Annotated in this window: 13 protein-coding genes; 4 read left to right on the top strand and 9 right to left on the bottom strand. The window is 61.5% G+C overall.

Going from position 1 to position 13,841, the window contains the following annotated elements:
• Positions 1–140: 140 nt before the first annotated feature.
• Positions 141–1,289, top strand: coding sequence for a DNA cytosine methyltransferase (locus tag Q2T94_RS10060; RefSeq protein WP_302264046.1), 1,149 nt, complete (start codon positions 141–143; stop codon positions 1,287–1,289).
• A gap of 241 nt (positions 1,290–1,530) precedes the next feature.
• Here the strand turns inward: Q2T94_RS10060 and Q2T94_RS10055 are convergent, their stop codons facing one another.
• Genes Q2T94_RS10055 through Q2T94_RS10030 form a run of 6 tightly spaced genes read right to left on the bottom strand, consistent with a single transcriptional unit; the run spans position 1,531 to position 7,370 of the window.
• Positions 1,531–2,553: an L-idonate 5-dehydrogenase gene (locus Q2T94_RS10055; protein WP_302264044.1), complete on the bottom strand. Its 1,023-nt coding sequence runs from the start codon at positions 2,551–2,553 to the stop codon at positions 1,531–1,533.
• A gap of 58 nt (positions 2,554–2,611) precedes the next feature.
• Positions 2,612–3,571: a sugar kinase gene (locus Q2T94_RS10050; RefSeq protein WP_302264043.1), complete on the bottom strand. Its 960-nt coding sequence runs from the start codon at positions 3,569–3,571 to the stop codon at positions 2,612–2,614.
• The gene (locus Q2T94_RS10045) at positions 3,568–4,233 is read right to left on the bottom strand and encodes a bifunctional 4-hydroxy-2-oxoglutarate aldolase/2-dehydro-3-deoxy-phosphogluconate aldolase (RefSeq protein ID WP_302264041.1); all 666 of its coding nucleotides are present in this window, start codon (positions 4,231–4,233) and stop codon (positions 3,568–3,570) included. Before Q2T94_RS10045 ends, Q2T94_RS10050 begins: the two co-directional genes overlap by 4 nt.
• Positions 4,230–5,006 carry a glucose 1-dehydrogenase gene (locus Q2T94_RS10040; RefSeq protein ID WP_302264039.1) on the bottom strand — a complete coding sequence of 259 codons (777 nt, stop codon included), beginning with the start codon at positions 5,004–5,006 and terminating at the stop codon, positions 4,230–4,232. The genes Q2T94_RS10045 and Q2T94_RS10040 overlap by 4 nt, the downstream gene beginning before the upstream one ends.
• 10 nt (positions 5,007–5,016) lie before the next feature.
• A complete protein-coding gene (locus tag Q2T94_RS10035) occupies positions 5,017–5,994 on the bottom strand; it encodes a C-terminal binding protein (protein ID WP_302264037.1) in 978 nt (325 codons plus the stop codon).
• The gene (locus Q2T94_RS10030) at positions 5,991–7,370 is read right to left on the bottom strand and encodes an MFS transporter (protein WP_302264035.1); all 1,380 of its coding nucleotides are present in this window, start codon (positions 7,368–7,370) and stop codon (positions 5,991–5,993) included. Before Q2T94_RS10030 ends, Q2T94_RS10035 begins: the two co-directional genes overlap by 4 nt.
• 158 nt (positions 7,371–7,528) lie before the next feature.
• Here Q2T94_RS10030 and Q2T94_RS10025 point away from each other — a divergent pair, with 158 nt between their 5' ends.
• Both Q2T94_RS10025 and Q2T94_RS10020 read left to right on the top strand, forming a co-directional pair.
• On the top strand, positions 7,529–8,296 hold the full coding sequence (locus Q2T94_RS10025; protein ID WP_302264033.1) for an IclR family transcriptional regulator: 768 nt from the start codon (positions 7,529–7,531) through the stop codon (positions 8,294–8,296).
• A gap of 386 nt (positions 8,297–8,682) precedes the next feature.
• A complete protein-coding gene (locus tag Q2T94_RS10020) occupies positions 8,683–9,654 on the top strand; it encodes an ABC transporter substrate-binding protein (RefSeq protein WP_302264031.1) in 972 nt (323 codons plus the stop codon).
• A 428-nt stretch (positions 9,655–10,082) separates the two neighbouring features.
• Here the strand turns inward: Q2T94_RS10020 and Q2T94_RS10015 are convergent, their stop codons facing one another.
• Positions 10,083–10,883 carry an aspartate dehydrogenase domain-containing protein gene (locus Q2T94_RS10015; protein WP_302264030.1) on the bottom strand — a complete coding sequence of 267 codons (801 nt, stop codon included), beginning with the start codon at positions 10,881–10,883 and terminating at the stop codon, positions 10,083–10,085.
• A 38-nt stretch (positions 10,884–10,921) separates the two neighbouring features.
• Positions 10,922–11,476 (bottom strand): MarR family winged helix-turn-helix transcriptional regulator, encoded by a 555-nt coding sequence (locus Q2T94_RS10010; RefSeq protein ID WP_302264028.1) that lies wholly within the window; start codon positions 11,474–11,476, stop codon positions 10,922–10,924.
• 203 nt (positions 11,477–11,679) lie between these two features.
• Between Q2T94_RS10010 and Q2T94_RS10005 the strand changes: the two genes are divergently transcribed.
• The gene (locus Q2T94_RS10005; RefSeq protein WP_302264026.1) at positions 11,680–12,216 is read left to right on the top strand and encodes a cupin domain-containing protein; all 537 of its coding nucleotides are present in this window, start codon (positions 11,680–11,682) and stop codon (positions 12,214–12,216) included.
• Positions 12,217–12,647: 431 nt separating this feature from the next.
• Here Q2T94_RS10005 and Q2T94_RS10000 read toward each other — a convergent pair whose 3' ends face one another.
• Positions 12,648–13,841, bottom strand: coding sequence for an XdhC family protein (locus Q2T94_RS10000; protein ID WP_302266402.1), 1,194 nt, complete (start codon positions 13,839–13,841; stop codon positions 12,648–12,650).

Here is a 13,841-nt window from a genome sequence, read left to right as displayed (position 1 = left end):
TCAAACGATTGGTCCAAAAACTGGATCCTCTCTTTAAATTCACCGCTTGAACGCGTCCTACTCCAATCAGACTGTGAGGCTATCCACACTGCACGGCGCGCCGGCCATCAGTACCGATAATGGTCCCTTAAACTTGGAGCATGCGAGATTTGCCGGACGGTCTTCCCCCAGTTTCCACCCAGAAGTCAGAACAGTGGACAATGCTCGACCTTTTCGCGGGAGTCGGCGGACTTAGTGAAGGGATTCGGCGAGGCCTGCCTGGTATGAGCACATTAGAAGCCGTGGAGATGGATCCACGCGCAGCTGCCGGATACGCGCTGAACCATGCTGCTCACGTACACACCGGTTCCATCCAATCATGGTTGCGCGAGAAAGCTGAGGCAAAGAGGGACGGAAAAACTGGCGTTCCCCAAGTGGATCTCGTCATTGGAGGACCTCCGTGCCAGGGTTTTTCGACTCTTGGTAAACGCGACGTGGAGGACGAACGCAATTCTCTCTGGCGAGAGTATGCGGAAGCTGTTTACCAAGCGCAGCCACGCTATTTCGTTATGGAAAATGTTCCTGCGTTCTTATCTTCACCCCAGTTTAAACTCCTAAGAGCTATGACTGGAGAAGACGGAATTCTACACAACTATACGTTCGAGGCCCGGATTCTAAATTCCGCTCAATTTGGTGCGGCACAGGTCCGCAAGCGCGTAATAGTTCTTGGCACGCGGATAGGACAGGCTCCTCTATCACACCCCGAACCGACCCACGCAGATGAGTCCACTTGGCGAACTGTAAGCGACGCCATCAGCCATGTGGGAGATGTTGCTCTCTTACCTTCCCGGAAGATCTCCGTCGCCGGCAAGGTAACGGGTGGGCCATTTACGGCACGGGAGCTTCATGTATCTCGTAATTTTTCCCAGAAATCTCTCGAGAGATTCAAAAGCATTCCACTCGGCGGTAATAGGTTCGATATCCCCACTGTACTTCTTTCCGAATGTTGGAAAAAACACAAATCTGGGTCCGGTGACGTGATGGGAAGACTCCACTGGAACAAGCCCTCGGTTACGATCCGAACAGAATTTATAAAACCGGAAAAGGGGCGATACCTGCACCCGGAACTGCATCGTTCCATCACTCCATTTGAAGGCGCTTTACTCCAAGGATTCCCCGATGAATATAGATTTATTGGTTCCATGACAGACATAGTCCGACAAATTGGAAACGCAGTACCTATCCCACTCGGTGTCGCCATTGGGCAACGTATTGCTGAGGCTCTTAGAGCCTCAGACCGACAGGAATAGTCCACCATTCGCTACCTCCATGACGGCTCTCGGACTTTGAGACCCTTCTATGTCTGCCAAGCGTTGTTCAAGTACCTGACATGTGAGTTGAGGACTCGGTAGACCTGTCCACTCTAAGTTGGGGCATATCCCACTTCATCGCTCTTCAGAGATTCCTTCGTTGCCACGCATGGAATCGAAACTGCTGAATAGCGATCGGTGGATGCTTGCTTACACATAGGGGTTATGCTGCTTGTTACTTCTAGTGAATCACCTTGATTAAAATTTTCGAGGACGCGGCCGAATCCAGCGCCATGGTGAAGGCCGCCTGGGCCTCGTGGAGCGGGAAGTCGTGGCTGATGACCTGGGCCAAGACAGGGTGCTCGGCCAACAATTCCACCGCCTCGTCCAGCTCCGTCTCGAAGCGCTGCGAACCAAACACCGTCAGCTCACGCAGACCCAGCTCGGAGAGTGAGATCGACACGGCGTCGCGGGGCAGGATCCCCAGCTGCACCACGGTTCCTCCGCGTCGTGTCGCATCCAGCACGACCTGCAGGCTGGCCGCTGCTCCTGCCGCCTCGACGCTCACGTCGTAGCCGAGCTTTTCGGGGCCATCCCCGTGCAGGATGTTGAAGGTCTCTTCAACGCCTATGGAGCTGGCCACCTCGAGGGCGCGGGACTGCAGGTCCGAGATCGCAACGTATGCCGCACCGCGCAGTTTCAAGACCGCCGCGGCCAGCAGACCGATCGGTCCGGCACCACTGACGAAGCACCGTGAACCCTCAATACGGCCCGCAGCCCGGTCGATTCCGTGCAAGGCAATCGCCAGGGGTTCGGCCAACGCCGCGGTTCGCAGGTCCAGGCCCTCCGGCAGCCGGCGCAGCTGTTGCGCCTGGACGTGCAGCACCTCGACCAGTCCTCCCTGGGTGTGCGGCGTGGTACTGGCGCTGCCCAGGTAGGTGCCGCCCTGGACCAGGTGCATGCCCGTTGGTTTTGCCCCTGGCTCGGGGCACGGAGTTGCCGGGTGGATCGCGACGGCGTCCCCGACGCTCCAGCCGGTGACGCCCTCACCGAGCTCACGCACCCGGCCCACCACCTCGTGGCCCAGGACCAGCGGTTCCTTGACCTCGAAGGACCCGTTGCGGCCATGCTGCCAATAGTGCAGATCGGACCCGCAGATCCCTCCGTAGGCGATATCCACGGCCACTTCCCCGGGTCCAATCGGGGATTCCGGGATATCTTCCACACGCAGGTCCTTGGGTCCGTGCACCACTACTGCCTTCACTACAACTCCTTGGTTATTCTCTGTCTGGTCTTGCCTGCTGGCCCTGTCGGGGAGTTTCTTAGCGGGCCACCGGTTCGGTGTGCTCGAGCAGCCCGAGCTCGTCGCGTCGCGGCATGCCTTCCCAGTCGCCCGGGACCATGCAGGCAAAGGCACCGGTACGAACGGCGGTTTCCAAGCGCTGGTGCGGATCCAGGCCGTTCAGCAACTCGGCAATGTATCCGGCGACAAATGCGTCGCCGGCGCCGACGGTGTCAAGGACCGGGACCTTCACGGCGTCCAGCCGGAACTCGTTGCCGTCAATCAGCGCCGCGCAGCCGGCACCGCCAAGCTTGATGATGACCTGGCGAGGACCCAGCGCAGCGATCCGGCGGGCCAGCTCCATGGGATCCTCGTTCGGACCCACGGCAATGGCGGCTTCCTCGTCCCCGGCGAACACCACGTCGACCTTGGGCAGGATCTCGCGGTAGGCCTTGCCCGCCGCGTCCTCGCTCCACAGCGCCGCACGGTAGTTCAAATCGAAAGACACCAGCACCCCGGCGGCGTGCGCCATCGCGATGGCTGCGTCCACCGCACCGGCGGCTTCTGCCGACAGCGCGGGGGTGATCCCGGTCAGGTGCAGCAACCGGGCGCCCGAGATCAGCGACACCGGAAGGTCGGCGGCGCACAGCTTCGAACCGGCGGAACCGGCGCGGTAGTACCAGACCTTTTGGTGGGTTTCGGTGCGGCGTTCCTTGATCATCAGGCCCGTGGGGGCCGACTCGTCGCGGACCACCACGGTTTTCACATCCTCGGCCCGGATCTCGCGCTGCACCAGGTCGCCAAGGCTGTCCGCCCCGAGCCGCCCGATCCAGGACACCGAGGTTCCCAACCGGCGCAGCGCGATGGCGAAGTTCGACTCGGAGCCGCCCATGCCCAGTCCCAGGGTGGCGGCATGCGCCAGCGGGCCCGCACTGGTGCCGCGCATCAGCGCCATGGTCTCCCCCAGGGTCACCACGTCGGTGTGCTTTTCCTGGCTCATGCCTTTTCCTCGTCTCGGGCGGCCGCGACGGCGGCGACCAGGGCCTTGGCCCTGGCCGTGAGCTCGTCCAGGTTCCCGCCCTTGAACGCGTCTCCGAGCAGCGGGCCGCCCACGCTCACCGCGAGAGCCCCGGCACGGATCCACTCAACGGCCTCGGTCACGCCGACGCCTCCCGAAGGGATCCCTTGCATATCAGGGAAGGGACCGCGCAGGTCCTTGAGGAACCCGGGGCCCACCTGGGATGCTGGGAAGACCTTCACCGCGGTGGCCCCGGCCTTCCAGCCGGCGAACAGCTCGGTGGGGGTCATGCCGCCCGGGTAGACCGGGATGCCCGCCGCCACTGCGGCGACAACGATTGCTGGGTCGGTGATCGGGGTGACAATGAAGCCGGCGCCGCCGGCAATGGCGGCCTCTGCCTCCTCGACCGTGGTGACGGTGCCGACTCCGACGTCGGCCGCGGTTCCGTAGCGGGCGCGCAGGGACGGCAGTTCTTCGAAGACGCCGGCGGTGCTCAGCGTCAGCTCGATGCTGGTGACCCCTCCTGCGACCAGTGCGTCGATGACCGGGGCGTATTCACTCGCATGTTTGGCACGCAGCACCGCCACGATCGGGGTTTCGCGCAGTAGCGCACCGGGTGCCGGACGATTCGTATTCGTGCTCATCGCGACAGCCACCCGCCGTCCACCGGAAGAACCGTGCCGTGGATATAGTCGGCCGCGGGGCTTGCCAGGAAGAGCACCGCGCCTGCAAGGTCATCCGGGTTGCCCCAGCGTCCTGCCGGGATGCGCACCAGGATCTGTTCGTTGCGTGCCCCATCATTCAGTAGCGCCTCGTTCATGTCGGTGGCGATGTAGCCGGGGGCCACAGCGTTCACGTTCACTCCGCGTCCCGCCCACTCGTTACACAGGGCCTTGGTCAACTGCGCCACCGCGCCCTTGGAGGCCGCGTAGGCGGGAACCCGGAAGCCTCCCTGGAAGGTGAGCATCGAGGCGAGGTTGATGATCTTGCCGTTCCCACGTTCGAGCATCGGGGCGCCAAAGAGTTGGCAGAGTTGGAACACCGCGCGGGTGTTCACGTTCATCACGGTGTCGAAGTCCACCAACGGGAATTCGACCGCGTCATGGCGGATCTGGGTTCCTGCATTGTTCACCAGGATGTCCACCTGCCCCAAGGCCAGCGCCTGCGCGGCGGCGCTGGCGACCGATTCCTCGTCGCTCAGGTCCACCGCGATGGCATGCGCGGTTCGCCCGGTTTCCTGCGCAAGTTCGGCCAGCTCGGGAGCGAGCTCGCCGCGCTGCAGCGTGATCACGTTGGCGCCCTGGCGCATGAGACCTGAGGCAATGTGCAGTCCGATGCCGCGGGAGGCTCCCGTGATCACTGCGGTGCGACCGGTGATGTCAAAGACTCCCCCGGTCTGGGTCGTGTGGGTGGACACGGTAGAGCTCCTAGCGGGCAACAGCGAGTGCTGCCGGGTTGTAGATGTTGCGTGGTTCCTTGCCCTGGCACACGTCAATGACGTTGCCCAGGGCGCGTGACTTCAGTTCGGTATAGGACTCCTCGGAGTACCAGGCCGCGTGCGGGGTCAGCACCGCGTTGGGCTCGGTGAGCAGGTCCGAATCCTTGGGAAGTGGTTCTTCCTCGAAGACGTCCAGACCGGCGCCGTAGAGCTTGCCGCTGCGCAGGGCGCGCACCACGGCGGCCGATTCGACGACACCGCCGCGGCAGGTGTTGATGAGCACCGCGCCGTCCTTGGCCATGGCCAGGAAGTCGTCGTTGACCAGGTGGTGGGTGTGCGCATTCAGCGGCACGTGCAGGGAGATGACGTCGGCTTGCTCGAGGACCTGGTCCATGGTGAGCACCTCAATGCCCTCCTGCGTGGTGGTGCCTACCTCGCGGGCCGGGTCAGAGCCGATGACCTGGTAGCCCAGGCCCTTGGCCTTGCGGCCGGTGGCTGCGCCGATCATGCCCAGGCCGATCACGCCGAAGACGCGTCCGCGGATGCGGCGCAGCGGCTTGACCGATTCCAGGGAGAAGGAGCCGGCGCGCAGCTCGCGGTCCAGGCGGGTGATCCCGCGGGCCAGGGTGGCGGCCAGGCAGATCGCATGGTCGGAGACGTCCTCGGTGCCGTAGTCCGGGACGTTGGAGACCACGATCCCGCGTGCGGTGGCTGCCTCGATGTCCAGGGTGTCGACTCCCACGCCGTAGCGGCCAATGGCCCTGAGCCTGGGCAGGGCGTCCATGACGAGTGCGGTGATCGGCGCGTACTGCACCACGATTCCGTCGAAGTCGGCTGCCGCGGCGATGACCTCGTCCTCGGTGTGGCACTGGGCCAGGACCAGCTCGACGCCGGCCGCGGCGGCGACTTCCTGCTCGACGGCGATCGAGTCGTGGTCGCAGTCGGTGATCAAGATGCGGATGCTCATTTGTGGGCGTCTTCTTCCGTGAGTAGGTCGCGGTCCCGGGTTTCGGGGGCCTTGAGGGCGGCGATGAAGGTGATGGCCATCATCAACATCATGTAGATGGCCACGGGGATCCAGGAACCCGAGGCCCAGGTGACCAGGGCGGAGCAGATCAGCGGGGCGATGCCGCCGCCGAAGACCGAGGAGAACTCGCGTCCCAGGGCCACGCCGGCGTAGCGGTAGCGGGAACCGAATAGCTCCGGGAAGTAGGCTGCCTGCACTCCCACGGTGCCCTGCGCGGCGAAGATGAAGCCGAGCACGATGACCACGCCGATCCAGAACAGGTTGCCGGTGTTCAGCAGCATGAAGGCGGGGAACGGGAAGAGTAGCAGGAACCCGGTAATGCCCAGGTAGAGCGGGCGGCGTCCGAACTTATCCGAGAGGTTGCCGGCGATCCAGGCCGAGACGCAGGCGAACATGGCGCCGATGAACAGCACCTTGGGGATGAAGGTGGAGTCCACCGCGAGGTAGGTGATCAGGTAGGAGCCCATGAAGGTCTGGAAGATGTAGGAGTGGGCGTTGGCGCCCACGTTCATGAAGAAGACGCTGAACAGGCCGCGGCGGCCGTTCTTGAACACGTCGGCGGCGGGGGTCTTCTGGCGTTCGGCCATGCCGACCTCGGCCTTGAGCTCCGCCATGACCGGGGATTCCTTGAGGTTGCGGCGGATCAGCCAAGCGGCGATGGTGACGAAGATCGAGGAGAAGAAGACCAGGCGCCAGCCGTAGGACAGCAGCGCTTCCCTCGGCATCAGCTGCACCAGCATCCAGACGACGGCGCCCATGGCGGTGCCGGCGGCGGCACCAACGAAGACCAGCGAGGCGAAGCGTCCGCGCTTGCCCTTCGCGGCGAGCTCGGTCAGTAGCACCACGCCGCCGGCCTGTTCGGCACCGGCGCCGAAGCCCTGCAGGAAGCGGCAGGCCACCAGCAGGATCGGCGCCCAGACACCGGCCTGGGCGTAGGTCGGCAGCAGGCCGATCGCGAAGGTGGCAACGCCCATGAGCATCAGCGTGCAGACCAGCACCCACTTGCGTCCCAGGCGGTCGCCGTAGCGGGAGAAGAACAACCCGCCGAGCGGGCGTGCGCCGAAGCCCACTGCGTAGGCGCCGAAGGAGGCGATGATGCCCACGGCCGGGCTGACGTTGGGGAAGAAGATCGTGTTGAAGATGATCGCCGACGCGGTCCCGTAGATCACGAAGTCGTACTGCTCAAGGGCCGTGCCGACCAGGCCTGCCCAAGCGGCGCGTCGGACGTTCTTCTGGTCATGCCGCAGCGTCGTGGCGGCGGGCTGAGGGCCAGCCGTCACTGTTCCGCTGGCCGGAACACCGTTGTTCTCGTTCATAGTCACCAATCCAAAGAATTGTGCCATCCCTATTATCGGGATGACGTCCCACTTTCAATAAAGTCAACTATAAGCCACCTCACACCCCGAATTGCAACCCCGGTCACATCCGCCGGGGGCCCGGCAAGGAAAGGCCCAAGTCATGCAAGACTGTTGGCATGGAAAAAACGACCGGAGCCAAGACTCTCGAGCGAGGCCTCGATCTGCTAGACCACGTTGCAGCGGGTGTCGACAGGCTCGATGAGATCGCCGCAGCGGCAGGCCTCAGCCGCTCATCCACCCACCGAATGCTGACGTCGCTGGTGGCCGGACGCTACCTCTCCCTGGGCCCGGACAACCGCTACAAGCTCGGCCTCAAGCTGATGGAGCTCGGCGCCCAGACGCAAAGCAGCCTGAACCTGCCGGAGGAAATCCAGTCCCGGTTGGCCGAGATCGCCGTGGCCACCCGCGACACCACGCACCTGGGCATCCTGGAGGCGGACGACGTCCTCTATCTCGCCAAGGCGCGCGGAACCCGCGGCATTGAAATGGCATCGCGACCCGGCGGCCGGCTGCGTGCCCAGAACACCGCGATGGGAAAGATGATCCTTTCGCTGCGGCCACGCGCCGAGGCGCTGACCCACTTCGATCCCACCGCCACCATCACCGACTACTCCCTCAAGACGGTGGAAGACTTCGACCGCGAGCTGACCCTGGTCCGCGAACGCGGCTACTCGCTGGACAACCAGGAAAACGAACTGGGCATCATCTGCGTGGCCATCCCCATTCCCGATCTCAGCGGCCAGCCGGTCGCTTCGATCTCGGTCTCGGCCCCCAGCGTCTACATGCCCCCGGAACGGATCTCGGACCTGGTGGCCCTGCTGAACTCACACGCGCCCCAGATCACCAGCTGCCTGCCGCCGGGATTCAAGGACTCCTGGGACTGACTCCGACCTGACGCTTCAACTCCGGGCAAGAGCACACTGCGGTGTGGCCGCGCTGGTGCAATTATGGGGATCCATTTTGACCTTCCAGGCGGACATTGCGAAGCACGACCTCACCTTAGATTAGATTTCGGAATCTTAAGTCTAAGATTTATGGGCCCTTGATGCAATAGATAGCAGATTTCTGCTAAGTCCCCGATCCAACCCGTGGACCCCGGAAGTGGCTCCATTCACAATCGCCTATTGACCCAGAGCCTCTCCTGGGCAAGAATCCTTTAACACAAAGGTTCTTTGTGCAAAGTTACTTGGTTCGAAGCTATTCAATTCGAGCCATCAATCGGCCTAGGGCTGCACTCAGGTTATCCGGCCATATAGATTAGGACACGAGGATGAAGAAACACATCACGGCCAGCGCTGGGCTGGCCTGCTTGGCCCTCACGTTTGCATTGGCGAGCTGCAGTGGGCCAACCGCGGCGCAAGCACCATCCCCCGGCGGCGACGGCCAGTTGGAGAAAACACAGTTGACCGTTGGTGTTCTACCATTGGCAGACTATGCCGCCGTCTACTGGGCAGACGATCATGGATTCTTTGAAAAGGTCGGCCTCAGTGTGGAAGTTCAGCCGCTCCAGGGCGGTCCAATCGGGGTGCAGAAAGTCGCCTCGGGCGAGCTGGATTTCAGCTTCGCGAACTCAATATCCACTGCTATCGCGACCGCTGGGGGCGCGCCGGTCACGACTGTGGTTTCTAGCAGCAGCCTAGGCCCCCACAGCAACCTGATCTTCGTCAAGCAAGATTCGCCAATCGAGGACCTCGAGGACCTCGCAGGCAAGACGGTCGGCGTAAACACGACCAACAATATCGGGGACGTCACGTTCAAAAACCTTGCCTCGTCTATGCACCTAGACATCAAGCCGAACTGGATCGAAGTACCCTTCAATGAGATAGCGGCTGGCGTCCAAGCAGATTCCATCGATGCCGGCTATCTTCCTGAGCCTTTTGCATCGGCTGCCAGGGAATCCGGGTTGAGAGAAGTTGTAGACCTCACCCAAGGACCCAATGCGGAATTGACCGCGGCAACATTCGTCGCCAGCGACAGCTTCGTCGAGAAGAATCCGAAAACCGTGGTGGCCTTCGTAGACGCCATGTATGCAGCCGGGAACGATATCGCCGCCAAGGAGGCCGAATTCCGCGAATGGCTACCCGGCGTTGCCGGCGTCACCCCCGAAGTCGCAGCTGAAATGGCGCTGCCGGTCTTCGAGTCGGAGATGAAGGTCGAAAAGTTGCAAGCCGTAACCGACATGCTCGTCGAACAGGGCATCATAAAGGAATCCGACGTAAGTCAGCACACGTACCTGAAGTAATCCTTTAGTCGCAACATCCAAACAGAATATTGCCTCTCACTGGCGCGCCAACCCCGAGCTCTAAGGACCTCGGAGTTGGCGCACACTCTGTCCCACGGCGCCGGTACTCCTTGTGTTCCCGGATCGCGAGACGTTTTCCGACGACGCCCGGTGGTATGCCATGTCTTGGAACGCTACCACGCGTAGCTCAACACCTTTCGATGCGATCAAACCGCAACATGGAATAGGCGCGCTGACGGCCGGTGACCTGCGAAGGGGCGGCCCGCACACGAGTCAATGTCGTGATCGCAGAATAGACACTCTCCAGCAATGGCGGAGCATTCCGCTGGCTGCGACAAACCGTCACTGACCCACCACTAGGACACCGCCCCTCTTGCAGGACACTTCTAGAATGCTGCGGGCGAGGATGCCGAGTAAGAAGATGCGCCCTAGATCAAGCCCCCGCGAACGCCAACAATCGATTCCAGGGAGCGGAGCACCGAGAACGGAACCACACCACTGGTACGCGGATTTTCCGGCGAGGGTTTGTTGCGGATGACGAAGCAATATTCCCCGCTGGGACCGTTTGCTTCGATCACATGCTCAGTTAATTCGGCCGTCGGATCACCTATGAGCCTCACGCTGACCACCTCCCAATCCCCAATGGCCATAGCCACGGCGGCGGCCACATTGAGTGACTTAGGGAAAAGTCGTGCGGCATCGCGCGCGGAGCCGGAGAAAATTTCCACAGGTTCGGTGGCAGCGGTGAGTTCGTCGATCTGGGCCTGGACCATCCATGGCTGAAGCAACGAAGACGGCAGTTTCTTCGTGGTCACCACGACGCTATCGTATCCGTCGGAGCGGGCACCGGACGCCAGCAGGTCAAGGCCTCCAATGGCACCGGACGTCAGAAAAAGCCTGCCCGGACCTGCCGCTTCCAGGCTCTGTAAGAACCTCGAGTCGGCCAGTGCCCCCATGGAAGTGATCAACAGGTCAACTCCAGCACAGAGTATCGCCTTTCCATGGGCAAGCAGTGCTTCCTGTCCGGCGCATTCCACGATGAGATCGCATTGCTCCAACGCTTGCGCCAAGTCAAGCTGTGGCGCAGGAGCATCGACCAACACTCCCCGCACAACGATCCCCGCCAGTACGGCGCCGTTGACCCGTCCTGCGGCCAGGTCTGCCGCCACCCGTGATCCGACAGCACCATGCCCGATGACGCCGATCCGGCTTGCGGTCTGTGCCTTCATTTCGTTCCCGTCTACAGGTCCGGCGTCAGTTGCTGTCATTAGACCGCAAGTTCGGAAAGCGTGAGGCTCTTCTCGTAGGCTGCAATCGAATTCCCAGCCTTCTTCAGCAACATCGCCAACTGTGCGATTTCTGCAGGTTCCATGTCGCCCAACATGTGGCGCTGTGTTTCAAGGTGCCTGGCGATGATTGCATCAATAATCTCCTTGCCGCGAGCCGTCAACTGGGCATATACAACCCGGCGGTCGCTCGGTGTGCGCACACGTTCGATCAGGCCTTGTTCCTCCATCCGGTCCAGTCGGAAGGTAATGCCTCCCGTGGTCAGCATGGAGGAGCTTGCCAATTCCCCGGCAGTCTTGCGGTGCGGGGCTCCCGACCGACGAAGATTCGCCAACACGTCAAAGGAAGCAAGTGTTAGCCCGAACTCCTCGTAGTTCTCGTTTTGCATGGCCCGCTGCTGGGCAACAACCCTGGGGAGCCGCCCAAAGACGCCGATCGTTTCGGCGTCCAGATCTGGTCGCTCGCGCTTCCAATCTTCCAAAATATCGTCAACCGAGTCGCCCTCGAGGCGGCTGGCTTGCTGTTCAGTACTCACGGCACTCCTTAGTCTTCATAGAACTATCTTAGCCCTAAGTCTCCCAGTCCAACCCTTGATCGGATCACTTATCCGAAAGGCTTGTCCGCGAACATCAGGCGCCTTACTTTCGAGACAACCAGAAGCGACAGAATGGATCTCTGGGGAATTCACAAATTTTTCGCCACATTCTCAGGACACCGCATCTTGAGAAAGGTCCAGTCATGAACGAAACCACCACCGAAACGACAACCGCACTCGAGGAATTGATCGATTCCTCAATCGCCTCCAGTGAAAGCCGAATCGTCGACTTCGACACCCTCAAGTTCCAGACCAAAATGGGCGAAAAGTTCCGCCGCGGACAGGTCCGCTACATCGGATCCGGCGCCACCGGTGACCACTCCGACGACAACAACATCCTTCAGGCAGAAAACTTCACCTTCTCCAACATGGTGCTCCCCGCCGGATGCGTCGGCCCCGAGCACACCCACCCCGACGTCGAAGAGGTCTTCTTCGTCCTCGAAGGCGAAGTGGAATTCAGTGTCCACGATGTCGAAGACGGCACCAAGAAAGCCAGCCGTATCCTGGGCTACCGCGACCTCATCCGCGTCCCGGCCGGCGTCCCCCGCAGCCTCCGCACCGTCTCCGAAACCGACGCCATCATCTGCGTCATCATCGGAGCCAAAAAGCCAGCCCTCCCCTTCTACCCGCCATCCTCCGAAATGCACGGCGTCACCCACAAACCACAGCGCAAGACATGAAGAGCGGTTCTGGAATACCAACCAGAACCGCTCTTCATGTCTTACATTCCAGGGCTTCACGAATATTTGCAGGACCAACCGAGGGACGGTAAACCGGGACCGGCTGTTCGCGTTTGCGGTCTGGAGTATCCACATCAACCTTAGCCACGAGCTGGCGCCGCGTCTCGGCGTTTGCGCGTGATTGCTTCGGGTTCCTCGAAAATGGCCGAAGACCCACAGTTATCCCAAACCGAAGAGTTTTGGTGCGCGCTTGGCCTGCCCAGTTTGCTCCGTTCAGCACCCATGACGGGTCCAAGCTGGTACGAGCACTGAAACGCCAGAACCGAGCCTTCCCACCGTCGGCCGGAACGAATGATTACCACCCCGGTAAATAGCTCGCTTGCAACTATGTTCACTATCCGGGAGGCGGTCGAACAATCCGAACTCTCGCCTCAGCGAATGTTCCGCTCTGCACTTTGCACATCGGTACAGTCCGGCGCCCAGTGCCCTGCCTTGGATGCCAAGGATCCCGTGGTTCCTGCGGCAGCTTCATCCCTCTCGTGTATTGGTACGTCAATGCGGTGCAGGGGCAGGCCGGAGGTTCCGGACGTACTTGCCACAATCTCGGCCATGATTGACAAAGCCGTCTCATGGGGGGTGCGCGCCCCCAAGTCCAGTCCGATGGGAGAGCGAAGCGATGACAGGGTTTCGGAACCATGTCCCATCGACGTCAGCTTTCCCCGCCGTTCGCCATCGGTGCGCCGGGACCCCATCGCCCCCACATAGGAGAAGCCATGCTTCAAGGCCATGTCCAATACGGGGATATCGAACTTGGAATCATGGGTCAGTACGCAAACGGCCGTGTCTAGGGGGAGGCTCTTTTCATTGATTTGCCGTTCCAGGTACCGCCACGGCTGTTCGATCACAATTTGATGAGCCGCTGGAATCCGTTCAGGCGTGGCGAAGACCGAACGGGCGTCACAAACAATGACATGGAATCCCAAGAACCGGCCGAGTTCGGCCAAGGACGTGGTGAAATCTATGGCTCCAAAGATCAGCAGGTTGCGCGGGCTTTTATACACGTCAATGAGCATGGAAACGACCCCAGCCACCCTGATCGAAGCCGACCTTCCCTTGGCCAATGCATCCGCTACGCGGCGCGAGGCCTCATCAACCGTTTGGGTGGAGAGCCCAGCCCCGTCGAGGAGCCCCGAAACTTCTTCACCGCGCAGTACCAATTCGGACCGGCCGGGCAATCCCTGGGGCCCGTCGAAGACCGTCACCATGGCACAATCGATGTTCGACGCCAAGGCCTGTTGCAATGCGGCAAAGTCGGACCGGGTCGCCGGTTCGTAAGGTTGGATGAGGATTTCGATGGTGCCGCCACAGGTCAGGCCGATTTCAAGCCCGAGGTCATCGCTGATTCCGAAACTGTGCAGTTCCGGCATCCCGGATTCCAGCACATCTTCTGCGGCGGCCATCACCGCCGCCTCCACGCACCCACCGGAAACCGAACCAACGGGTTGGCCCGATTCGGTGACAAACATCGAGGTGCCAATGGCCCGTGGAGCCGATTTTTCGGTTCGTACCACTGTGGCCAGGGCTAGACATTCGCCGGTGGCCTGCGCCCTTTCGAGGCCTTTCAT

It is taken from the genome of Paeniglutamicibacter sulfureus, from assembly GCF_030512175.1.
In the GTDB taxonomy this organism is placed as follows: domain Bacteria; phylum Actinomycetota; class Actinomycetes; order Actinomycetales; family Micrococcaceae; genus Paeniglutamicibacter; species Paeniglutamicibacter sulfureus.
Note: the sequence above shows the minus strand (reverse complement) of the source record. Positions and strands in the feature narration are given on the sequence as shown.